22 protein-coding genes are annotated in these 21,893 nt (G+C 40.8%); 13 read left to right on the plus strand and 9 right to left on the minus strand.

Annotation, left to right across the window (positions count from 1 at the left end):
* The first annotated feature begins 7 nt into the window (after nucleotides 1–7).
* From SMI_RS06005 to SMI_RS06025, 5 genes are all read left to right on the plus strand, one after another.
* Nucleotides 8–1,123: a cysteine desulfurase family protein gene (locus SMI_RS06005; RefSeq protein WP_000639654.1), complete on the plus strand. Its 1,116-nt coding sequence runs from the start codon at nucleotides 8–10 to the stop codon at nucleotides 1,121–1,123.
* A gap of 4 nt (nucleotides 1,124–1,127) precedes the next feature.
* The gene (locus SMI_RS06010; RefSeq protein ID WP_000863538.1) at nucleotides 1,128–1,475 is read left to right on the plus strand and encodes a DUF1831 domain-containing protein; all 348 of its coding nucleotides are present in this window, start codon (nucleotides 1,128–1,130) and stop codon (nucleotides 1,473–1,475) included.
* Nucleotides 1,476–1,482: 7 nt separating this feature from the next.
* Nucleotides 1,483–1,698: a DUF4649 family protein gene (locus tag SMI_RS06015; protein ID WP_000475612.1), complete on the plus strand. Its 216-nt coding sequence runs from the start codon at nucleotides 1,483–1,485 to the stop codon at nucleotides 1,696–1,698.
* 82 nt (nucleotides 1,699–1,780) lie between these two features.
* A complete protein-coding gene (locus SMI_RS06020) occupies nucleotides 1,781–2,422 on the plus strand; it encodes a redox-sensing transcriptional repressor Rex (protein ID WP_000653421.1) in 642 nt (213 codons plus the stop codon).
* A gap of 17 nt (nucleotides 2,423–2,439) precedes the next feature.
* Complete coding sequence (locus SMI_RS06025; RefSeq protein ID WP_000743346.1) at nucleotides 2,440–3,129, plus strand: gamma-glutamyl-gamma-aminobutyrate hydrolase family protein; 690 nt, start codon at nucleotides 2,440–2,442, stop codon at nucleotides 3,127–3,129.
* On the opposite strand, the gene radC is transcribed toward SMI_RS06025, so the two are convergent.
* From radC to SMI_RS06040, 3 genes are all read right to left on the minus strand, one after another.
* Nucleotides 3,126–3,806: a RadC family protein gene (gene radC, locus SMI_RS06030; RefSeq protein ID WP_000286917.1), complete on the minus strand. Its 681-nt coding sequence runs from the start codon at nucleotides 3,804–3,806 to the stop codon at nucleotides 3,126–3,128. The genes SMI_RS06025 and radC overlap by 4 nt on opposite strands.
* A 42-nt stretch (nucleotides 3,807–3,848) precedes the next feature.
* The gene (gene pcrA, locus SMI_RS06035) at nucleotides 3,849–6,140 is read right to left on the minus strand and encodes a DNA helicase PcrA (protein ID WP_000992872.1); all 2,292 of its coding nucleotides are present in this window, start codon (nucleotides 6,138–6,140) and stop codon (nucleotides 3,849–3,851) included.
* Between the two features lie 183 nt (nucleotides 6,141–6,323).
* The gene (locus SMI_RS06040; RefSeq protein ID WP_000845298.1) at nucleotides 6,324–7,994 is read right to left on the minus strand and encodes a formate--tetrahydrofolate ligase; all 1,671 of its coding nucleotides are present in this window, start codon (nucleotides 7,992–7,994) and stop codon (nucleotides 6,324–6,326) included.
* A gap of 226 nt (nucleotides 7,995–8,220) precedes the next feature.
* Between SMI_RS06040 and coaB the strand changes: the two genes are divergently transcribed.
* The 5 genes from coaB to SMI_RS06065 all read left to right on the plus strand — a co-directional run bounded on the left by coaB (nucleotide 8,221) and on the right by SMI_RS06065 (nucleotide 11,251).
* Nucleotides 8,221–8,910, plus strand: a complete 690-nt coding sequence (gene coaB / locus SMI_RS06045) for a phosphopantothenate--cysteine ligase (protein WP_000699485.1) — start codon at nucleotides 8,221–8,223, stop codon at nucleotides 8,908–8,910.
* A gap of 11 nt (nucleotides 8,911–8,921) precedes the next feature.
* Complete coding sequence (gene coaC / locus SMI_RS06050) at nucleotides 8,922–9,473, plus strand: phosphopantothenoylcysteine decarboxylase (RefSeq protein ID WP_001284123.1); 552 nt, start codon at nucleotides 8,922–8,924, stop codon at nucleotides 9,471–9,473.
* Entirely contained in the window at nucleotides 9,457–10,020 is a 564-nt protein-coding gene (locus SMI_RS06055) for an ECF transporter S component (protein ID WP_000747412.1), read from the plus strand. Before coaC ends, SMI_RS06055 begins: the two co-directional genes overlap by 17 nt.
* Nucleotides 10,021–10,196: 176 nt before the next feature.
* A complete protein-coding gene (locus tag SMI_RS06060; RefSeq protein ID WP_001097388.1) occupies nucleotides 10,197–10,724 on the plus strand; it encodes an ECF transporter S component in 528 nt (175 codons plus the stop codon).
* A gap of 11 nt (nucleotides 10,725–10,735) precedes the next feature.
* Nucleotides 10,736–11,251, plus strand: a complete 516-nt coding sequence (locus SMI_RS06065; RefSeq protein ID WP_000159166.1) for a transcription repressor NadR — start codon at nucleotides 10,736–10,738, stop codon at nucleotides 11,249–11,251.
* Here SMI_RS06065 and SMI_RS06070 read toward each other — a convergent pair.
* The 5 genes from SMI_RS06070 to SMI_RS06090 form a co-directional block, all read right to left on the minus strand.
* Nucleotides 11,248–11,724: an 8-oxo-dGTP diphosphatase gene (locus SMI_RS06070; protein ID WP_000091550.1), complete on the minus strand. Its 477-nt coding sequence runs from the start codon at nucleotides 11,722–11,724 to the stop codon at nucleotides 11,248–11,250. The genes SMI_RS06065 and SMI_RS06070 overlap by 4 nt on opposite strands.
* Before the next feature lie 72 nt (nucleotides 11,725–11,796).
* On the minus strand, nucleotides 11,797–12,285 hold the full coding sequence (locus SMI_RS06075; protein ID WP_000219330.1) for a GNAT family N-acetyltransferase: 489 nt from the start codon (nucleotides 12,283–12,285) through the stop codon (nucleotides 11,797–11,799).
* Complete coding sequence (locus tag SMI_RS06080) at nucleotides 12,251–12,814, minus strand: GNAT family N-acetyltransferase (protein ID WP_000639830.1); 564 nt, start codon at nucleotides 12,812–12,814, stop codon at nucleotides 12,251–12,253. The genes SMI_RS06075 and SMI_RS06080 overlap by 35 nt, the downstream gene beginning before the upstream one ends.
* 9 nt (nucleotides 12,815–12,823) lie before the next feature.
* Nucleotides 12,824–14,812 carry an excinuclease ABC subunit UvrB gene (gene uvrB / locus SMI_RS06085; protein WP_000610431.1) on the minus strand — a complete coding sequence of 663 codons (1,989 nt, stop codon included), beginning with the start codon at nucleotides 14,810–14,812 and terminating at the stop codon, nucleotides 12,824–12,826.
* 76 nt (nucleotides 14,813–14,888) lie between these two features.
* On the minus strand, nucleotides 14,889–15,842 hold the full coding sequence (locus SMI_RS06090; protein WP_000792106.1) for a CPBP family intramembrane glutamic endopeptidase: 954 nt from the start codon (nucleotides 15,840–15,842) through the stop codon (nucleotides 14,889–14,891).
* Between the two features lie 173 nt (nucleotides 15,843–16,015).
* Here SMI_RS06090 and SMI_RS06095 point away from each other — a divergent pair, with 173 nt between their 5' ends.
* The 3 genes from SMI_RS06095 to zwf all read left to right on the plus strand — a co-directional run bounded on the left by SMI_RS06095 (nucleotide 16,016) and on the right by zwf (nucleotide 20,559).
* Nucleotides 16,016–18,181, plus strand: a complete 2,166-nt coding sequence (locus SMI_RS06095) for an ABC transporter substrate-binding protein/permease (protein ID WP_000726251.1) — start codon at nucleotides 16,016–16,018, stop codon at nucleotides 18,179–18,181.
* Nucleotides 18,181–18,921, plus strand: a complete 741-nt coding sequence (locus SMI_RS06100) for an amino acid ABC transporter ATP-binding protein (RefSeq protein ID WP_001096340.1) — start codon at nucleotides 18,181–18,183, stop codon at nucleotides 18,919–18,921. The genes SMI_RS06095 and SMI_RS06100 overlap by 1 nt, the downstream gene beginning before the upstream one ends.
* Before the next feature lie 150 nt (nucleotides 18,922–19,071).
* Nucleotides 19,072–20,559, plus strand: a complete 1,488-nt coding sequence (zwf, locus tag SMI_RS06105) for a glucose-6-phosphate dehydrogenase (protein WP_000096094.1) — start codon at nucleotides 19,072–19,074, stop codon at nucleotides 20,557–20,559.
* Between the two features lie 44 nt (nucleotides 20,560–20,603).
* Here the strand turns inward: zwf and ftsY are convergent, their stop codons facing one another.
* Nucleotides 20,604–21,893, minus strand: a complete 1,290-nt coding sequence (ftsY, locus tag SMI_RS06110) for a signal recognition particle-docking protein FtsY (RefSeq protein ID WP_000522298.1) — start codon at nucleotides 21,891–21,893, stop codon at nucleotides 20,604–20,606.

Raw genomic sequence — 21,893 nt, forward strand, 5'->3', positions numbered from 1 at the left:
TGATTCTTTGATTTATTTGGACAATGCTGCAACGACTCCCATGTCGGCAGTTGCTATTTCAGCGATGACCAAGGTTATGCAAGAAACCCATGGAAACCCTTCTAGTATTCATGGTCATGGTCGTCAAGCTGGTAAACTCTTGAGAGAAGCTCGTCAGGAACTAGCCCAGTTACTGGGGACAAAACCTCAACATATCTTTTTCACTTCTGGCGGGACTGAAGGCAACAATACTGCCATCATTGGCTACTGCCTTCGTCACCAAGAACGAGGAAAACATATCATCACAACTGCTATTGAGCACCATGCTGTCCTTGAAACCATTGATTACTTGGTTCAACACTTTGGGTTTGAAGCAACCATTATCCAGCCAGAAAATCAAGAAATCACAGCCCAACAAATTCAAAATGCTTTACGTGACGATACGATTTTGGTTTCTACCATGTTTGCCAATAATGAGACAGGAAACCTACTGCCCATTGCTGAAATTGGCCAAATTCTCAAGCAACACCTTGCTGCCTATCATGTCGATGCAGTTCAGGCTATTGGTAAAATACCAATTCACCCAGAAGAATTGGGCATTGATTTTCTCACTGCTTCTGCCCACAAGTTCCAGGGTCCTAAGGGAATCGGTTTTCTCTATGCATCTAGCATGGACTTTGATTCCTATCTACATGGCGGAGACCAAGAACAGAAAAAACGTGCAGGTACTGAAAATCTGGCTGCCATCGTAGGCATGGTTGCAGCCCTAAAAGAAGACCTAGAAAAACAAGAAGACAATTTTCAACATGTACAAAATCTAGAAACTGCCTTTCTGGCAGAGCTAGAGGGAGTTCAGTATTACCTGAATAGAGGCGAACACCATCTCCCTTATGTTCTCAATATTGGATTTCCTGGCCAGAAAAATGACCTCTTACTCCTTCGTCTAGATTTGGCTGGAATTTCTATCTCTACTGGCTCAGCCTGTACTGCAGGCATTGTCCAATCCAGCCATGTTCTTGAAGCCATGTATGGCGCAAATTCAGAACGCTTGAAGGAATCCGTTCGCATCAGTTTGTCACCACAAAATACTGTTAAAGACCTAGAAACCCTCGCAAAAACCTTAAAAGAAATTATCGGAGGTTAGCCATATGGCATTTGAAAAAACCATTCAGTTAAAAAATTGTCGTTACGACTACACTCTTAGCCCTTCTGTTAAGAAATTTACCCTCAAAGACAACACCTTTTTTGAGACTAAGGTTGGTAACTATGAATTGACTCGCCTTTTGGAAAAAGTTCCGAACAGCGGTGAGGGATTCCAACTCAAAATCATCATTAACAAGGAACTTATAGGTGCTAAAATCAATATCACTGACAAGTTTGGGCTACGTCTAGTTGATATTTTCAAATCAGAAGACCACCACATTCATCAGGAAAAATTCTACTTCCTCATGGATAGCTTGGTAGAACGTGGTGTCTTTACAAAATCTGAAAGATAGGTCCCATATGTTTAAATTAACCTATAAGGATAGCTATCATGTAGAGCGGACTCTCAAGTATGAAGATTACGATGCTCTCATGCTAGCTTTGTCAGGCTGTGTGACCCTACCAGATACACTTTATGTGACTTCTTTAACCTTTAATGGACAGGAAGTTTACCAAGGGCTGGTCGAAGACCTCTACCGTTTTCTATCACAAACAGAATTTTTACATCAAAACTAAGATTTTTCTTAGTTTTTTATTGTTTTTGTTGATTTTTTCACAATGTTTCTATAAAATAGAAGAATAGAAAGGTTGTGATTTTGTGAAAGATAAACAGTCTGCTATTCCAAAAGCTACAGCGAAAAGACTCTCTCTCTACTATCGAATTTTTAAGAGATTTCACTCAGAAAAGATTGAACGTGCCAACTCTAAGCAAATTGCAGAGGCCATTGGGATTGACTCAGCGACCGTACGTCGTGATTTTTCCTACTTTGGTGAACTAGGTCGTCGTGGTTTTGGCTATGATGTCAAAAAACTGATGACGTTTTTTGCCGATTTACTCAATGATAACTCCATCACCAATGTTATGCTGGTAGGTATTGGAAATATGGGCCATGCCCTTCTCCACTACCGCTTCCACGAGCGTAACAAGATGAAGATTATCATGGCCTTTGATCTAGATGACCACCCTGAGGTCGGGACCCAAACTCCTGATGGAATTCCCATTTATGGAATTTCTCAAATCAAGGATAAAATCAAGGATGCTGATGTCAAAACTGCTATCCTGACCGTTCCCAGCGTCAAGTCACAAGAGGTTGCCAATCTCTTAGTGGATGCTGGAGTGAAAGGAATTCTCAGTTTTTCACCAGTCCATCTGCATTTACCAAAAGACGTGGTCGTTCAGTATGTTGATTTGACAAGTGAACTCCAAACTCTCCTCTACTTCATGCGAAAAGAGGATTAGAAAGCGAAAATCATTTTATGAAAAAACCAGTTATAGGGATTACAGGAAACGAAAAAACTCATCCAGATGATGACATCATGATGAGCTACGCAGCAAAAGGCTTTGTTGAAGGCGTTAAAAATGCTGGAGGGATTCCCATCATCCTACCGATTGGTGATCAAGAAATGGCCTGCCACTATATCAGTATGATTGACAAGCTCATCTTGACAGGTGGACAAAATGTTGATCCAAAATTCTATGGTGAACCAAAAACTATCGATAGCGATGACTACCACCTTCAAAGGGATATCTTTGAACTGGCCCTCATCAAGGAAGCTATTAAACAGAAAAAGCCAATTTTTTCTGTCTGCCGTGGTACCCAACTCTTTAACGTTGCCATGGGTGGAACTTTGTATCAAGATATCGAAGACCATTGGCAGGATTGTTCTGCCGAGTATACAACCCAACGCTTGGCGACAGAACCAGATACCGTTCTCCGAGAAATCTATGGAGAAATTTCCCATATCAACTCCTTCCACCATCAGAGCATCAAGGATTTAGCACCAAATTTAAAGATTGCGGCTCATGATCCTAAAGATGGTATCATTGAAGCTGTCATGAGTACGGATGATGTCGCCTTTCTCGGTGTCCAATGGCATCCAGAATTTCTATTTGAAAATCGTCCCAAAGATAAAAACCTCTTTGACTATATCGTTAATGAACTTTAGATTAAATCCGTCTTTTCACGATAACTAAAGTAATTAGAATGAGAGACAATCAAATGGTCCAAGAGGACAATCCCCATCAGGTCGCAGGCTTCTTTGACAAGTTTAGTAACATGATCATCATTTCGGCTAGGGGCTACCGCTCCTGAAGGATGATTGTGAACCAAGATAAGAGAGGTCGCCATATGCTTGATGGCATAGTGAAGAATCTCTCGCGGTTCAGCAATACTGCGAGTGGCAGAACCGATAAAAATGGTCTGTTGATGGATGATTTGATTTTGAGTATTGAGATAGAGCGCCACTAGGTGCTCTTGTTTTTTATGTCCCAACTCCTGCTGCATCTTCTTGGCCAACTTTTGACTGCTGAGAATACTTTCCATCTCAAGGGTCTCATGTTTATGAATACGATGCCCCAGTTCAATCATAGCTTGCAATTCTATAGCCTTGACTCGCCCTATACCAGATAGGCTCTGCAATTCCTGCAGGGTCATTTTTTTCAAATCCGTTAGACTTGAAAGGTTGTTCAAAACTTTCTGGGCAATTTCAAAAACATTAGCTTGCCGTGTTCCTGTCCTGAGTAAAATAGCTAGCAACTCTTGATTACTGAGCGCTTCAACTCCTTCCTTGGCCAGCCTTTCTCTTGGCAACAGTGAATCTTCTTGAAATGAAATACTATACATAAAAATCCTCCTCACTTTATTATTCGTGAGAAGGATGAAAAATTAGATTTTTTTCTCAATTGGAGCCACACTGGCTAAAAGTTTTTTCAAACCTACTTCTGGGAAATTGATTTTCAATTCCTGAGTAGCTCCGTTACCTGAAACTTCCAGAACAGTTCCCTCTCCCCATTTCTTGTGGAGGGCAATATCACCAATAGACCAATTTGTCTCACTAGACGCTGATTTTGTGCCAGCTGTAAATTGACCAAATGGAAGACCACTTGATTGGATAGTTCTTGGAGCCGCACTGCGTTTACGGTCTTGAAGAGCTTGCGCAAGACTCATACCTTGACCGAAGGCAACCCCACCACTGCTATAAGATGCCTTAAAGCTTGTATTTGCTGGACGAGCCAGACCTTGATACTCAAGTAAGTCTGAACTGATTTCGTTAATAAAACGAGTTGGACGGTTGTAGTTGGTACGACCAAAAAGCAGGCGCGAGTTGGCATTGGTCAGATAGAGAATTTTCTCTGCACGCGTAATTCCTACATAGGCCAGACGGCGTTCTTCTTCCAATTCATCTGGATCCTCAGCTGCACGACTAAGCGGGAAGACATTTTCTTCCATCCCAATCAAAAAGACAACTGGAAACTCAAGACCTTTGGCAGCATGCAGGGTCATCAGGGTCACTTCTGATGTCTCCTGACTACCTGAATCTGTGTCTGCAATTAAGGCCAAATCATTTAAGAAACGACTCAGTTTATCCAGACCAGTTTCTTCTTCTGGCCCATCAGAGGTGTCATCAAAGTTTTTCGTCACAGAAAGAAACTCTTCGATATTTTCAACCCGAGCCTTACTTTCCAGAGTTGCTTGGGCATTAAGAATATCGACATAACCTGTTTTTTCTAGGACGGCCTCAACCAACTCTGTAATAGTTAATTGATCTAGCTGCTCTCGTAAATCTAACATCATATTTGCAAAATCCCAGATAGACTGGGCTGCTTTACCCTTGATACCAGACAACATGATGTTTGCAGAAGCATCTAGCATGGACATGTCTTGCATATTCGCAAAGTCACGGATTTTCTCAACTGTACCTGGCCCAATTCCACGCTTCGGTTCGTTGATAATGCGCTCAAAACTGATATTGTCACTCAAATTGGCAATAAGGTTGAGGTAAGCGATAATATCTCGGATTTCCTTACGGCTGTAGAACTTGGTTCCGCCAACCATGGTGTAAGGAATGTTTGACTTGAGCAGAGCTTCCTCAATAGTACGAGACTGCGCATTAGTACGATAAAGAACTGCAAAATCCTTGTGAAGGAATTTTTGACTCCGACCAAGTTCATCGATGGTTCTGGCTACAAATACAGCCTCATCTAGTTCATCATTGGCACGATAGTAAACGATTTGTTCCCCATCAGCATTTTGAGTCCAGAGATTCTTAGGACGGCGGTTTTTATTATTTTTAATGACCTCGTTTGCCGCTTGGAGAATAGTTTTAGTGGAACGGTAATTCTCCTCCAACAAAACAACCTTGGCTTGGGGATAATCCTTTTCAAAGTCCAAGATATTCTGCATATCAGCACCACGCCAACCGTAAATAGACTGGTCCGCATCTCCAACAACACAGATATTTTTAAAGCGAGACGCTAAGAGTTTGACCAATTGGTACTGAGCGTGGTTGGTATCTTGGTACTCATCAACGTGGATGTATTGGAATTTCTGTTGATAGTAAGTCAAAACATCAGGATTTTGATCAAAGAGACGCAGGGTCAGCATAATCAAATCATCAAAGTCAACCGACTCCGACTGACGCAGTTCTTTTTGATAGGCTGTATAACACTGGGCCACGATTTGCGTATACATATCGCCAGCTTGGGCAGCATAAGCCACATCATCAATCAAATCATTCTTAGCATTTGAAATAGTCCCCAAAATCGTTCGTTCATTCCATTTTTTAGGATCCAAGTTCAACTGCTTGAGAATGCGTTTCATGAGCGTTCGCTGTTCACCAGGATCCACAATAGTAAAATTACGGTTGTAGCCAATATGATCCGCATCACGACGCAAAATACGCACACACATGGAGTGGAAGGTCGCAATCAGACAGTCCTGAGTCGCTGGATTGAGGCTATAAGCACGCTCTTTCATCTCACGCGCAGCCTTGTTGGTAAAGGTAATGGCCAAGATATTCCATGGATTGACCAGCTTTTCATCAATCAAATAAGCAATACGGTGGGTCAAAACACGAGTCTTTCCTGAACCAGCCCCCGCCATAATCAACAAGGGTCCTTCTGTCGTTTGCACCGCCTCAGCCTGACGGTCATTCATTCCATTTAATAATGCGTTCATCTTCTCTTCCTTACTCTTGAAGTCAATATTTCTATTATATCAGAATTCAGGGAAAATATCTTGACCTAGACTGGTTACGTCTAGAAGGCAACTCTCTCATCAGCTGAAGACAAGACCTTATATCTAGGCAAAAAATGAGCTTGGATAGTATTTCCAAACTCATTTAAAGTCAATTGCAATATATTAGAACAAGCCTAATACTGTTCCATCGCTTTCAACATCCATGTTGAGGGCTGCTGGACGTTTTGGTAGGCCTGGCATGGTCATGACATCGCCAGTTAAGGCAACGATAAAGCCTGCACCTAATTTTGGCACCAATTCGCGAATGGTAATTTCAAAGTTTTCAGGTGCTCCAAGTGCATTTGGATTATCTGAGAAGCTATACTGGGTCTTAGCCATACAGATTGGCAATTTGTCCCAACCATTTTGAACAATTTGAGCGATTTGCGTTTGAGCTTTCTTCTCAAAATTTACTTTGCTACCACGGTAGATTTCAGTAACAATCTTTTCAATCTTTTCTTGGACAGAAAGGTCATTGTCATACAAACGTTTATAGTTAGCTGGAGTTTCAGCAATAGTCTTAACAACTGTTTCGGCAAGTGCTACTCCACCTTCTGCACCATCAGCCCAGACACTAGCCAATTCAACTGGTACATCGATTGAGGCACAAAGTTCTTTCAAGGCTGCGATTTCTGCTTCAGTATCAGTGACAAATTCATTGATGGCTACAACTGCAGGTACTCCAAATTTACGGATATTTTCAACATGGCGTTTCAAGTTAGCAAAACCGACACGAACAGCTTCTACGTTTTCTTCAGTCAGAGCGTCTTTAGCCACACCACCATTCATCTTAAGAGCACGAAGGGTTGCGACAATGACAACTGCATCTGGAGATGTTGGCAAGTTTGGCGTCTTGATATCAAGGAATTTCTCAGCACCAAGGTCCGCACCAAAACCAGCTTCAGTAACTGTGTAATCAGCCAAGTGAAGGGCTGTGCTTGTTGCCAAGACTGAATTACATCCATGAGCGATATTGGCAAATGGACCACCATGTACAAAGGCAGGTGTACCGTAAATTGTTTGAACCAGGTTCGGCTTAATCGCATCCTTCAAAATCAATGCTAAAGCACCCTCAACCTGCAAATCACCTACAGAAACAGGTGTACGGTCATAGCGATAACCGATAACGATATTAGCCAAACGACGTTTCAAGTCCTCGATGTCCGTTGCCAAGCAAAGAATGGCCATGATTTCGGAAGCAACTGTAATATCAAAGCCATCCTCACGTGGAATACCATTTAGAGGGCCACCAAGTCCAACGGTCACATGGCGAAGAGCACGGTCATTCAAGTCCACAACACGTTTCCAGAGGATACGACGTTGGTCAATTCCCAACTCATTCCCTTGGTGCAAGTGGTTGTCAATCAAGGCAGAAAGAGCGTTGTTAGCAGTTGTAATGGCATGCATGTCCCCTGTAAAGTGGAGATTGATGTCTTCCATTGGTAACACTTGGGCATAACCACCACCAGCAGCACCACCCTTGATACCCATTACTGGACCAAGAGATGGTTCGCGGATAGCAATCATTGTTTTCTTGCCAATCTTATTCAAGGCATCCGCCAGACCAATGGTAATGGTTGATTTTCCTTCACCTGCTGGCGTTGGGTTGATGGCAGTAACCAGAATCAATTTCCCAACTGGATTGCTCTCAACTGTACGAATTTTACCAAAGCTGAGCTTAGCCTTGTACTTTCCATACAACTCTAAATCGTCGTAAGAAATACCAAGTTTCTCTACAACATCAACGATTGGCTTCAACTCAATACTCTGTGCGATTTCAATATCTGTTTTCATTCAAAACTCCTCTAACCTCTTATATGATAATTCATTATAACACAAAAAACAGATTTTTAATAGAAAGGAACTCTATTAACGTTCGTAAAATTTGCGTTTTTAAAGGATTATAGCCTTCTTTCTTAATTTTTATATGGATTTATAGTTTGAAACTATACTCTTTCCTTTTACCAAAATTTTATCGCTTTCATTTTACTTACCGTTTATTTTTGTGTACAATAGTGCTATGAAAATTTTAGTTACATCGGGCGGTACCAGTGAAGCCATCGATAGCGTCCGCTCTATCACTAACCATTCTACAGGTCACTTGGGGAAAATCATCACAGAAACCTTGCTGGCTGCAGGACATGAAGTTTGTTTGATAACAACAAAACGAGCCGTGAAGCCAGAAACCCATCCCAACCTAAGCATTCGAGAAATTAACAATACAAACGACCTTCTTCTTGAAATGCAAGAACGTGTTAAGGACTATCAGATTTTGATTCACTCAATGGCGGTGTCTGACTACACTCCTGTTTATATGACAGGGCTTGAGGAGGTTCAGGCTAGCTCCAATCTAGAAGAATTTTTAAGCAAGCAGAATCATCAAGCTAAGATTTCTTCAACTGACGAGGCTCAGGTTTTGTTCCTGAAAAAAACACCAAAAATCATCTCTCTAATCAAGGAGTGGAATCCTGCTATTCATCTGATTGGTTTCAAACTGTTGGTTGATGTCTCTGAGGATTATCTCATCGAGATTGCCAGAAAAAGTCTTATCAAGAACCAAGCAGACTTAATCATTGCAAATGACCTGACTCAAATCTCAGCAAACCAGCATCGTGCAATCTTTGTTGAGAAAGATTATCTTCAAACGGTTAACACTAAAGAAGAAATTGCAGAACTCCTCCTTGAAAAAATTCAAACCTATCATTCATAGAAAGGAAAGCTATGGCAAACATTCTCTTGGCTGTAACGGGGTCAATCGCCTCTTACAAGTCGGCAGATTTAGTCAGTTCTCTAAAAAAACAAGGTCATCAAGTCACTGTCTTAATGACTCATGCTGCTACAAAGTTTATTCAACCTTTGACACTACAGGTACTCTCACAGAATTCCGTCCACTTGGATGTCATGAAGGAACCCTATCCTGCTCAAGTCAATCATATCGAACTTGGAAAAAAAGCAGATTTATTTATCGTGTCCCCTGCAACTGCTAACACTATTGCAAAACTAGCCCACGGCTTTGCGGACAACATGGTGACCAGTACGGCTCTAGCCTTGCCAAGTCATATCCCAAAACTCATCGCACCAGCAATGAATACAAAAATGTATGACCATCCGGCAACTCAGGCTAATCTGAAAACATTAGAAAGCTACGGCTATCAGCTGATTGCTCCTAAGGAATCCCTACTAGCTTGTGGAGACCACGGACGAGGAGCTTTAGCTGACCTCACAATTATTTTAGAAAGAATAAAGGAAACTCTCGATGAAAAAACGCTCTAATATTGCACCCATTGCTATCTTTTTTGCAACCATGCTCGTGATACACTTTCTGAGCTCACTTATCTTTAACCTTTTTCCATTCCCAATCAAACCGACCATCGTTCATATTCCTGTCATTATTGCCAGCATTATCTACGGTCCACGCGTTGGGGTTACACTTGGATTTTTGATGGGGCTACTTAGCTTAACTGTTAACACGATTACAATTCTACCGACAAGTTACCTCTTCTCCCCATTTGTACCAAACGGGAACATCTACTCAGCTATCATTGCCATCGTCCCACGTATTTTGATTGGTTTAACTCCGTATCTAGTTTATAAACTGATGAAAAATAAAACTGGTCTGATTCTAGCTGGTGCCCTTGGTTCACTTACCAACACAGTCTTTGTACTTGGTGGAATTTTCTACCTTTTTGGAAATGTTTTTGATGGGAATATCCAAAAACTCCTAGCAACTGTTATCTCAACAAATTCGATTGCCGAATTAGTCATTTCCGCAGTTCTAACCCTAGCCATTGTTCCAAGACTACAAACTTTGAAGAAATAAAAACAATCTCCGCTTTCATGCTTGAAGGTGGAGATTTTGCTCTATATCGTTACTATTATTAGTGCAATCTTTACCAATATTTAATTTAAAATGGCCTATAAACTTAAGTAAATCCTTGATTTATTGTCTTGTTTATTATACTATACTAGTGTATATACAGTTAAAAGGAGATTCTTATGAACACACGGAAAAAGACACAATTTATGACAATGACTGCCCTCTTAACGGCTATTGCAATTTTGATTCCAATTGTTATGCCTTTCAAGATTGTCATTCCACCTGCTTCCTATACTTTAGGAAGCCACATCGCTATTTTTATTGCCATGTTCTTGTCGCCCTTGATGGCAATTTTTGTCATCATAGCCTCAAGTTTTGGATTTTTGATGGCTGGCTATCCTATGGTTATCGTATTTCGAGCTTTTTCCCATATCTTTTTTGGGACTTTGGGGGCTCTTTACCTACAAAAATTCCCCGATACCCTAGATAAACCAAAAGCTTCCTGGATTTTCAACTTTGTGTTAGCGCTTGTCCATGCCCTTGCTGAAGTATTGGCTTGTGTCGTTTTTTATGCAACTTCCGGTACCAATGTAGAAAATATGTTTTATGTTCTATTTGTGCTAGTTGGATTTGGTACAATTATCCATAGTATGGTAGACTATACATTAGCACTAGCTGTCTATAAAGTGCTTCGAAAACGCCGTTAAAAGGAAGAACTATGACAAAAGATCGCAAACAAGCCCTTCTCCAACTCTTGGAAGAAACTCCTAAAACCCTCAATGGCCAAAGTTTGGCGGAACATTTTCATGTCACACGTCAGGTCATTGTACAGGACATTGCAATTTTAAGAGCCGATGGCGCTCCTATCCTATCCACCAATCGTGGCTACATCTATAAGCAAATTGAAACCAATCCTTATGTTCACAAACTTTTCAAAGTGAAACATGAAGTTGAAGAAATCGGTCAAGAACTCCTTGCTATCGTTGATAATGGTGGGCGTGTTCAAAATACCTTGATTGACCATCCCGTTTATGGAGAAATTGAAACCTTGCTGAAACTGTCTTGCCGACGAGATGTTCAACATTTTCTAGAACAAGTCGAGCATTCTGATTTTAAACCTTTATCTGAATTGACAGATGGTGTCCATTACCACCTAGTCGAAGCCGAAACACAACAAGACCTCCACTATATTGAGGAGGCCTTGGATCAGCTAGGTTATTTAGTAAAAGACTAGAAAATTTTCTTTTCCCAATCGTCTTCTGTACGGCGAGGGTAGAAAAATTCAGATTTGTCCGGAGCTTCCATCATCTCCATCAAGGGTAACATATCATAGGCCAGATCCAAGTTTGGAATCTGGTCTTTTTGTATCCAAGAAACTTCTCCTTCATCTGAAGAGCGAAGGGTACCAGAGAAATCAGTTGCCTTATAACAAACGACAATATAGCGCCCACCTGTATCACCTGTATCTAGTGGCCAATTTTTAATGCCGACAAGTTGAGGATTTTGGATAGTCAACCCTGTTTCTTCATAGATTTCACGAATGACAGACTCTGCGAAAGACTCACCGTTTTCTACATGGCCTCCTGGAAAGGCATAACCTGACCAGCGATTAGTTTCAGGAGAGCGATACTGCATTACCACGCGCTGAGTTTCGAGATCTTCAATCAGACAAATATTGGTTAAAATCGTTAATTGGGAACGGGACATAAATTTACTCACTTTCTAATTTATTAAATTTTTAGACTTGGTACCAGTACCATTAGCTTTTACTTTTTAGAATTATTTAGAATAGAATACCATCCGTTTTTCCTTTATGGGCTTTCCAAGTTCAAGTATCTTTTCTTGTCCATCAAAAGTAAAACCCATTTTTTGATAGAAAGCAATGGCTCGCTTATTATCTTTCAATACCCATAAGAAAATTTCAGAAAAATGATCCAGAGCAGTCAAAGCTGCTTTCACTAACTTTTGTGCAATGCCTTTTCCGTAATAGTCTTTTAAAACATATAAAGCAATGATTTCACCAGCTTGAATAGTCTCATCACGAAAATTACCATAACTGATAAAACCAACTACCTTCAGGTCATCTATCGCAATCAATGTATTTTCTGGATACTTTTGACTAAAGAGTCGACATCTTTCTAATGTCATTGTCTCCTGAAATTCTGCAGGCAAAAGGTCATCATAAGCCTCTCTCCACGTTTGCCAGTGAACAAGGGATTTACCTTCTATCTCTTCAGGAGTTTCCATTGATTTGATAACAACCGTCATTTATTTTCTCCCAGTCTTCTCTCAAAATACCATATTTAATACTATCAAAATATTTACCTTGATAATAACGAACTTTTGGAATATGAGCTTCTTTTTTCATTCTTAATTTTTCAGCAAGTTTCATCATACCAAGATTTCCTGACCAAGTTGTCAAACCCAGATGCTCCAACTCCAAGTAATCCTGAAACGTCCTATCTATCCACTGCAACATAGCAACTTTCCCAATACCAGTGTTCCAGAATTTTTTATCATAAATACCAATTCCCAATTCCATCCATCTTGTTTCTTTACATACCCAATAACGCGAAACAGTCCCAACTAGTTTATCATCAACAAAAATACCAAGGCGATTTGAGTTGCTTAAAATGGATTCTGATTTTTGTAGTTCGAATTCTTTAAAATTTGAAAAATACTGATAATCATCATAATAGGGAGCATCATACTGTTTCCAAACTGGATTAAGCTGTGAATAAGCCATTTCCCATAAAGACATCAAATCTTCTTTCTTTAACTTTCTTAAATAAATCATACTATTCCCCTAATCCAAGGCCTTGACTTCCAGCATCATATCACGAATCTGAGCTGCTAGTTCAAAGTCAAGCACTTCAACGGCTTCTTGCATTTGTTTCTCTAGTTTCTTGACCAGTTCTTTGCGTTCTTGTTTATTAAGACTATTGATATCGACTTCCTTGTTTTCTTCCTTAGCAACTGCTTTGGTCACAGCAATCAGATCACGGATTTCTTTTTTGATTGTTTGTGGTACGATACCATGTTCTTCATTATAAGCCATCTGGATTTTCCGACGGCGGGCCGTTTCATCAATGGCACGTTGCATAGACTGGGTAACCGTATCCGCATACATGATGACATGCCCTTCGCTATTACGAGCAGCGCGGCCAATGGTCTGGATGAGTCCACGTTCGTTACGAAGGAAACCTTCCTTATCAGCATCGAGAATAGCTACCAAGCTTACTTCAGGAACGTCAATCCCTTCACGGAGCAGATTGATTCCGACCAAGACATCAAAGACACCCAAGCGCAAGTCACGGATGATCTCTGTCCGCTCTAAAGTCTTGATATCTGAGTGCATGTACTTGACCTTAATGCCCATTTCTTTAAAGTAGTCGGTTAAATCCTCTGCCATTTTCTTGGTCAAGGTGGTGATAAAGGTTCGTTCGTTCTTCTCAACACGGGCATTAATTTCACCTAATAGGTCATCAATCTGTCCCATAGTCGGACGGACTTCCACTTCAGGATCCAAAAGTCCCGTCGGACGAATGATTTGCTCAATCACTGTCTCGGTCTGTTCATTTTCATAGTCGCCTGGTGTTGCTGAAACGTAAACAATCTGATGCACATGGCTTTCAAACTCTTCACGACGTAAAGGTCGATTGTCCAAGGCAGACGGCAAGCGGAAACCATAATTAACCAGCATTTCTTTACGCGAACGGTCTCCATTGTACATGCCTTTGATTTGTCCCATGGTCATGTGACTCTCGTCAATCATAATCAAGAAATCATCTGGAAAGAAGTCGAGAAGCGTGTAAGGAGGCTCACCCTCACTCCGTCCATCCATGTGGCGTGAATAGTTTTCAACCCCGTTGGTATAGCCCATCTCACGCAGCATTTCGATATCGTACTCTGTCCGCTGTTTCAAACGCTGGGCTTCTAACAGTTTGCCCTCATTCTCAAAGACAGCTAACTGCTCTTCCAACTCAGTCTGAATTTTAGCAATGGCCACTTCCATGTGGTCGTCATTGGTCACAAAGTGAGTAGCTGGGAAAATCGCTAAATGATCCACTTCTCCCAATACCTGGCCTGTCAGAGCCTCCACTTCACGAATACGGTCAATTTCGTCTCCAAAAAATTCTACTCGAAAAGCGTGCTCATCACGGGAAGCAGGGAAAATCTCCACCACATCCCCACGCACACGAAATCTTCCCCGTTGGAAATCAATATCATTACGTTCAAACTGGATATCAACTAAGTCATTCAAGAGTTTATCACGAGAAATCTCTAGACCCGGACGGAGACTCACGACACTATCAGCGTATTCCTTGGGCGAACCTAGACCATAAATACAAGAGACTGAAGCCACGACAATAACATCATTGCGCTCCAAAAGGGCTGAAGTCGCTGAGTGTCGGAGCTTATCAATCTCGTCATTGACAGAGCTGTCCTTTTCAATATAGGTGTCGCTAGAAGGGACATAAGCTTCTGGCTGGTAATAATCATAGTAAGACACAAAGTACTCAACGGCATTTTCAGGAAAAAACTCCTTAAACTCCCCATAGAGCTGGCCTGCTAGAGTTTTATTGTGGGCAATAACCAGAGTTGGTTTATTGACTTTGGAAATGACTTGACTCATGGTATAGGTCTTCCCTGTTCCGGTCGCCCCCATCAGAATCTGTGCTTTTTCGCCCCCCTCGATATTATCTACCAACTGTTCGATAGCTTGAGGTTGGTCTCCTGAAGGTTGATATTTTGATACTAGTTTAAATTGATTATCTGTAATGCGATTGATCATAAGAATCCTCTCTCCATGTGCTATTCCTATTTTAGCATACTTATAGCATTTTCACGAAGAAAAGGACGGACCCAAGTCACATCCTTTCATTTTCTTTCTTTAATTGGTAAGCGAGATAAACAATCAGCAGTAGTAAAACCAGACTTGTCATGATAGAACCTTCAATCCCAAAAGATCCTCCTGATAACCAGCCTTGATTGCCTTGTGGTAAAAAGGTCATCAGAGACGTTCCTGATGGTTGACCACTAACTAAAATCCCAAACAGATTTCCTTGAGCAAAATTCCAGGCGCCATGAATACCTGCAATACCCCAAACTATATCTGTTTTGAGGAGGTAAAGTGACATGGCAACTCCGAATAAAAAGAGATTCACTAGAGATAAAGGTGTAAGACCAGAATTCCCAGCATGAAGCAAAGTAAAGAATAGGCTAGATATAAGAACAGCAAGTTTTAGATTGGTTCTTGAGGCCAATTGAGGAAGGAGCCAAGTACGGGCCACCACTTCTTCTGCTGTCCCCTGTAAAATCCAAAATGGAATGGTAAAAATGACAAAGGCAAGCGAATAAGGATTCAAGTGAATGGACTCAAAACGATATTGCCCTAAAGCTACTAAACCTAACAAGGTCAGAAGAAAAAGTGCCAGGCCTAGACCAAATCCCTTAAGGAGATTGCTGAGGAAATTCTCTCTATAAAATCCTAAAGTTCGAATAGGTCTTTTCTCAACTTTTCTAGTCCATCTGAACACAGTGTTGAGAATAAAACCAAAGGCCAGTAAATCTAAAATTAAATGAAAGTCACTTGTTTTATCCATCAAGCTCTGATGCAAGGTCTGTAAGTAGCTTGCAAGATTTTGACCAGCCTCTCCAAAATTTCTAAAAAGTCCGATGAGAGCTAACAAACTAATACCATACAGAGTAAAAGCCACAAACTCTCCTATGAAGACAAAAGCAAAGGCTAACAAGGGGCTTGTGTAAATGTTTAAACTCATTTTTGAAGCTTGGAAGTCTTTAAATATTCTTTTGTTCTTCATATCCCCGTCCTCTTTTCTTCTATTATATACTATTATTATAGCACTTTATAGTAGCAATTCAAGAAAGAAAAGAAAAAATCAATGTTATATTTTCTGACACAAAAAATATAAAAATTTGCCTTTTTTTACTTTTTCTGATATAATGGGAGAATATTCGTAAAAGGAGACTAAAAATGAAGAAAAAATTTCTAGCATTTTTGCTAATTTTATTCCCAATTTTCTCATTAGGTATTGCCAAAGCTGAAACGATTAAGATTGTTTCTGATACCGCCTATGCACCTTTTGAGTTTAAAGATTCAGATCAAACTTATAAAGGAATTGATGTTGACATTATCAACAAAGTCGCTGAGATTAAAGGATGGAACATTCAGATGTCTTATCCTGGATTTGACGCAGCGGTCAATGCGGTTCAAGCTGGTCAAGCTGACGCTATCATGGCAGGGATGACAAAGACGAAAGAACGTGAAAAAGTCTTCACCATGTCTGATACTTACTATGATACAAAAGTTGTCATTGCAACTACAAAGGCACACAAGATTAGTCAGTACGACCAATTGTCTGGTAAAACTGTTGGTGTTAAAAACGGAACAGCCGCTCAACGTTTCCTAGAAACGATTAAAGATAAATACGGCTTTACTATTAAAACATTTGACACTGGTGATTTGATGAACAACAGCTTAAGTGCTGGTTCAATTGATGCCATGATGGATGATAAACCTGTTATCGAGTATGCCATTAACCAAGGTCAAGACCTCCATATTGAAATGGATGGTGAAGCTGTAGGGAGTTTTGCTTTCGGTGTTAAAAAAGGAAGCAAATACGAGCACCTAGTTACTGAATTTAACCAAGCCTTGGCTGAAATGAAAAAAGATGGTAGTCTTGATAAAATCATCAAGAAATGGACTGCTTCATCATCTTCAGCAGTGCCAACTACAACTACTCTAGCAGGCTTAAAAGCCATTCCTGTTAAAGCTAAATACATCATTGCCAGCGATTCTTCTTTTGCACCTTTTGTTTTCCAAAATTCAAGCAACCAATACACTGGTATTGATATGGAATTGATTAAGGCAATCGCTAAAGACCAAGGTTTTGAAATTGAAATCATCAACCCTGGTTTCGATGCTGCTATTAACGCTGTCCAAGCTGGTCAAGCAGATGGTATCATTGCTGGTATGTCTGTCACAGATGCTCGTAAGGCTACTTTTGATTTCTCAGATTCATACTACACTGCAAACACAATCCTCGGCGTCAAAGAATCAAGTACCATTGCTTCTTATGAAGATTTGAAAGGGAAGACGGTCGGTGTTAAAAACGGAACTGCTTCTCAAACCTTCCTAACAGAAAATCAAAGCAAATACGGTTATCAAATTAAAACCTTCGCTGATGGTTCATCAATGTATGACAGTTTAAACACTGGTGCCATTGATGCTGTTATGGATGATGAACCTGTTCTCAAATATTCTATCAGCCAAGGTCAAAAATTGAAAACACCAATCCCTGGAAGTCCAATTGGAGAAACAGCCTTTGCCGTTAAAAAAGGCACAAATCCAGAATTGATTGAAATGTTCAATAACGGACTTGCAAACCTTAAAGCAAACGGTGAATTCCAAAAGATTCTTGACAAATACCTAGCTAGCGAATCTTCAACTACTCCAACAAGCACTGTTGACGAAACAACTATCTGGGGCTTGCTTCAAAACAACTACAAACAACTCCTTAGCGGTCTTGGTATCACTCTTGCTCTAGCTCTTATCTCATTTGCTATTGCCATTGTCATCGGGATTATCTTCGGTATGTTTAGCGTTAGCCCATACAAATCTCTCCGTGTCATCTCTGAAATTTTCGTTGATGTCATTCGTGGTATCCCATTGATGATTCTTGCAGCCTTCATCTTCTGGGGAATTCCAAACTTCATCGAGTCCATCACAGGCCAACAAAGTCCAATTAACGACTTTGTAGCTGGTACTATTGCCCTATCGCTCAATGCAGCCGCTTATATCGCTGAGATTGTTCGTGGTGGTATTCAAGCCGTTCCAGTTGGACAAATGGAAGCCAGCCGAAGCTTGGGTATCTCTTATGGAAAAACAATGCGTAAGATTATCTTGCCACAAGCAACTAAATTGATGTTGCCAAACTTTGTCAACCAATTCGTTATCGCTCTTAAAGATACAACCATCGTTTCTGCTATCGGTTTGGTTGAACTCTTCCAAACTGGTAAGATTATCATTGCCCGTAACTACCAAAGTTTCAAGATGTATGCAATCCTTGCTATCTTCTATCTTGTAATTATCACGCTTTTGACTAAACTAGCGAAACGCTTAGAAAAGAGGATTCATTAATGGCAAAATTAAAAATTGATGTAACTGATTTACACAAAAGCTACGGAAAAAATGAAGTCCTAAAAGGAATTACGACTAAATTCTATGAAGGAGATGTTGTTTGTATCATCGGCCCTTCGGGTTCTGGTAAATCAACCTTCCTCCGTAGCCTCAATCTTTTAGAAGAAGTTACTAGTGGTCACATCACTGTGAACGGTTATGACTTAACTGAAAAAACAACCAACGTTGACCACGTCCGTGAAAATATCGGAATGGTTTTCCAACACTTCAACCTCTTCCCTCATATGTCTGTTTTGGACAACATTACTTTTGCTCCTATTGAGCACAAGTTGATGACTAAGGAAGAAGCTGAGAAATTGGGGATGGAGTTGCTTGACAAGGTTGGGTTAGTAGATAAAGCTAATGCCAACCCAGATAGCCTATCAGGTGGTCAAAAACAACGTGTGGCCATCGCTCGTGGACTTGCAATGAATCCAGACATCATGCTCTTTGATGAACCAACTTCTGCCCTTGATCCTGAAATGGTTGGAGACGTACTAAACGTTATGAAAGACTTGGCTAAACAAGGCATGACCATGATTATCGTAACCCATGAGATGGGATTTGCCCGTCAGGTTGCCGACCGCGTTATCTTTACTGCAGATGGCGAGTTCCTAGAAGACGGAACACCTGACCAAATCTTTGATAACCCTCAGCACCCTCGTCTGAAAGATTTCTTGGACAAGGTCTTAAACGTTTAAACTTAAACTGTAAGGATTTCCTTGCAGTTTTTTTCTATCTCGTATTGGATTTTTTGATTTTTCGGAAAATTATGTTAGAATTAAGTTTATGAAATGAGATTTCCTCATACCTAGCAAGACTAGGAATAAAAATAGAAATTAGGTAGCTAGATGTCATCTAAGGTTATTGCTACAATTTTCGGTGCGAGTGGAGACCTGGCTAAACGCAAGCTCTACCCTTCCCTTTTTAGACTATATAAATCCGGCAATCTTTCCGAGCACTTTGCTGTCATTGGAACTGCCCGTCGTCCTTGGAGCAAGGAATATTTTGAATCTGTTGTAGTCGAATCTATCCTTGATTTGGCAGATAGTACCGAACAGGCTCAAAAGTTCGCTAGTCACTTCTACTATCAAAGTCATGATGTCAATGATACAGAGCACTACATCGCTTTACGTCAATTGCAGGCTGAACTAAATGACAAGTACCAAGCTGAACACAACAAGCTCTTCTTCTTGTCTATGGCACCTCAGTTCTTTGGAACTATTGCCAAACATCTCAAGTCTGAAAACATCGTAGACGGTAAAGGTTTTGAGCGTTTAATCGTTGAAAAACCATTTGGTACAGATTACGCAAGCGCAAGCAAGTTGAATGACGAACTCCTAGCAACATTTGACGAAGAACAAATTTTCCGTATTGACCATTATCTTGGTAAGGAAATGATCCAAAGCATCTTTGCAGTTCGCTTTGCCAACCTGATCTTTGAAAACGTTTGGAATAAGGACTTTATCGACAATGTTCAAATTACCTTTGCGGAGCGCTTGGGTGTAGAAGAACGTGGGGGATACTATGACCAATCTGGTGCCCTCCGCGACATGGTACAGAACCATACACTACAACTTCTTTCTCTCCTTGCTATGGACAAGCCAGCAAACTTCACAAAGGACGAGATTCGTGCTGAAAAGATTAAGGTCTTTAAAAACCTCTATCATCCAACTGATAAAGAACTTAAAGAACACTTTATCCGTGGTCAATACCGTTCAGGTAAGATTGATGGCATGAAATACATCTCTTACCGTAGCGAGCCAAATGTTAATCCAGAATCAACAACTGAAACCTTTGCATCTGGTGCTTTCTTTGTAGACAGCGATCGCTTCCGTGGTGTTCCTTTCTTCTTCCGTACAGGTAAACGTCTGACTGAAAAAGGAACTCATGTCAACATCGTCTTTAAACAAATGGATTCTATCTTTGGAGAACCACTTGCTCCAAACATTTTGACCATCTATATCCAACCAACAGAAGGCTTCTCTCTTAGCCTAAATGGGAAGCAAGTAGGAGAAGAATTTAACTTGGCTCCTAACTCACTTGATTACCGTACAGATGCGACCGCAACTGGTGCTTCTCCAGAACCATACGAAAAATTGATTTATGATGTCCTAAACAACAACTCAACTAACTTTAGCCACTGGGATGAAGTTGGTGCGTCATGGAAGTTGATTGACCGTATCGAAGAGCTCTGGGCTGAAAATAGTGCCCCACTTCATGACTACAAAGCTGGAAGCATGGGACCTCAAGCAAGCTTTGACTTACTTGAAAAATTCGGTGCCGAATGGACTTGGCAACCAGATATCGCCTATCGTCAAGATGGTCGTTTAGAATAAAAAATATCCTGCAAGTTTGTTCCTTGCAGGATTTTTGTTTCTGATTAGATTAAGCCTTCCAAGAGACCCTTCATAAAGTTTTCTGAGTTAAATTCTCCAATATCATCGATTTTTTCACCAAAACCAATCAATTTTACAGGAATATTGAGTTCTTCACGGATGGCTAACACAACACCACCTCGAGCAGTTCCATCAATCTTAGTCAAGACAATTCCTGTTAAAGGAGTGATTTTTGAAAATTCTTTGGCCTGTACCAGGGCATTTTGACCAGTTGAAGCATCAAGTGCCAAGAAGGTTTCATGCGGAGCTTCGGGCACAACACGTTTGATAATACGACCAATCTTTTCCAGCTCAGCCATAAGGTTGTCCTTGTTTTGCAAACGACCAGCAGTATCAATCATGAGAATATCGATACCTTCAGCCACGGCACGTTCCATTCCATCAAAGACTACACTGGCTGGGTCAGCTTTTTCAGGTCCAGTCACAACTGGAACGTCCACACGACGGCCCCATTCAGCTAGTTGGGCTACTGCCCCTGCACGGAAGGTATCTGCCGCAACCAACATGACCTTCTTCCCAGCTTGCTTATAGCGGTGGGCTAGTTTTCCGATAGAAGTTGTTTTCCCAACACCATTCACACCGACGAAGAGCATGACTGTCAAGCCATCTTGGAAGTGGATTCTTTCATCGTAGTTGCCACCTTTTTCATAAAGCTCAACCAATTTCTCAATGATGACACGGCGAAGAACGTCCGTTTTCTTGGCGTTTTCAAGCTTGGCTTCGTAACGTAACTCCTCTGTTAAGTTTGAGGCCACTTGGACACCAACGTCACTCATAATCAGCAGTTCTTCCAGTTCCTCGAAAAATTCTTCGTCAACAGAGCGGAAATTAGCAAAGAAGGCATTCAAACGAGCACCAAATCCTGTACGAGTTTTCTTGAGACTGCGGTCATATTTTTCCTGAACGGTTTCTTCTGCTTGAGGAGTTTCTGCTTCAAGCACTTCAGAATTATTTTCTTCTACAGTATCTAGAAACTCAGGATTCTCTTCCTCTGTGACTTCTTCTGAGTTTGGCAATTCTTCGACTTCTTCTTGTTGAACTTCTACAACTGGCTCTGAATCATAATTTTCTTCAACAGTTTTTTGGATTTCCTCTTCTTGGAGCACAGGTTCTTCAAAACTTTCAACCTCTGCTTCTTCTTGAGAAACTTCCTCAGCTTCTGTAAGGCTGGGCTCAGCGTCTTCTGACAAATCAAGATTTTCCAGAGCTTCTTTTACAACTTCTTCGATTTTAGGTTCTTCTTTTTTTCCGAATAGACGGTCAAATAATCCCAT

The sequence above is a fragment of the Streptococcus mitis B6 genome, from assembly GCF_000027165.1.
Taxonomy (GTDB): domain Bacteria; phylum Bacillota; class Bacilli; order Lactobacillales; family Streptococcaceae; genus Streptococcus; species Streptococcus mitis_AR.

Bases quoted from the DNA above. Each gene is read 5' to 3' on its own strand.
- SMI_RS06010 (WP_000863538.1), top strand. From the start codon at position 1,128: ATGGCATTTGAAAAAACCATTCAGTTAAAAAATTGTCGTTACGACTAC.
- SMI_RS06015 (WP_000475612.1), top strand. From the start codon at position 1,483: ATGTTTAAATTAACCTATAAGGATAGCTATCATGTAGAGCGGACTCTC.
- SMI_RS06025 (WP_000743346.1), top strand. From the start codon at position 2,440: ATGAAAAAACCAGTTATAGGGATTACAGGAAACGAAAAAACTCATCCA.
- radC (WP_000286917.1), bottom strand. From the start codon at position 3,806: ATGTATAGTATTTCATTTCAAGAAGATTCACTGTTGCCAAGAGAAAGG.
- pcrA (WP_000992872.1), bottom strand. From the start codon at position 6,140: ATGAACGCATTATTAAATGGAATGAATGACCGTCAGGCTGAGGCGGTG.
- SMI_RS06040 (WP_000845298.1), bottom strand. From the start codon at position 7,994: ATGAAAACAGATATTGAAATCGCACAGAGTATTGAGTTGAAGCCAATC.
- coaB (WP_000699485.1), top strand. From the start codon at position 8,221: ATGAAAATTTTAGTTACATCGGGCGGTACCAGTGAAGCCATCGATAGC.
- coaC (WP_001284123.1), top strand. From the start codon at position 8,922: ATGGCAAACATTCTCTTGGCTGTAACGGGGTCAATCGCCTCTTACAAG.
- SMI_RS06055 (WP_000747412.1), top strand. From the start codon at position 9,457: ATGAAAAAACGCTCTAATATTGCACCCATTGCTATCTTTTTTGCAACC.
- SMI_RS06060 (WP_001097388.1), top strand. From the start codon at position 10,197: ATGAACACACGGAAAAAGACACAATTTATGACAATGACTGCCCTCTTA.
- SMI_RS06065 (WP_000159166.1), top strand. From the start codon at position 10,736: ATGACAAAAGATCGCAAACAAGCCCTTCTCCAACTCTTGGAAGAAACT.
- SMI_RS06070 (WP_000091550.1), bottom strand. From the start codon at position 11,724: ATGTCCCGTTCCCAATTAACGATTTTAACCAATATTTGTCTGATTGAA.
- SMI_RS06075 (WP_000219330.1), bottom strand. From the start codon at position 12,285: ATGACGGTTGTTATCAAATCAATGGAAACTCCTGAAGAGATAGAAGGT.
- SMI_RS06080 (WP_000639830.1), bottom strand. From the start codon at position 12,814: ATGATTTATTTAAGAAAGTTAAAGAAAGAAGATTTGATGTCTTTATGG.
- uvrB (WP_000610431.1), bottom strand. From the start codon at position 14,812: ATGATCAATCGCATTACAGATAATCAATTTAAACTAGTATCAAAATAT.
- SMI_RS06090 (WP_000792106.1), bottom strand. From the start codon at position 15,842: ATGAAGAACAAAAGAATATTTAAAGACTTCCAAGCTTCAAAAATGAGT.
- SMI_RS06095 (WP_000726251.1), top strand. From the start codon at position 16,016: ATGAAGAAAAAATTTCTAGCATTTTTGCTAATTTTATTCCCAATTTTC.
- SMI_RS06100 (WP_001096340.1), top strand. From the start codon at position 18,181: ATGGCAAAATTAAAAATTGATGTAACTGATTTACACAAAAGCTACGGA.
- zwf (WP_000096094.1), top strand. From the start codon at position 19,072: ATGTCATCTAAGGTTATTGCTACAATTTTCGGTGCGAGTGGAGACCTG.
- ftsY (WP_000522298.1), bottom strand. From the start codon at position 21,893: ATGGGATTATTTGACCGTCTATTCGGAAAAAAAGAAGAACCTAAAATC.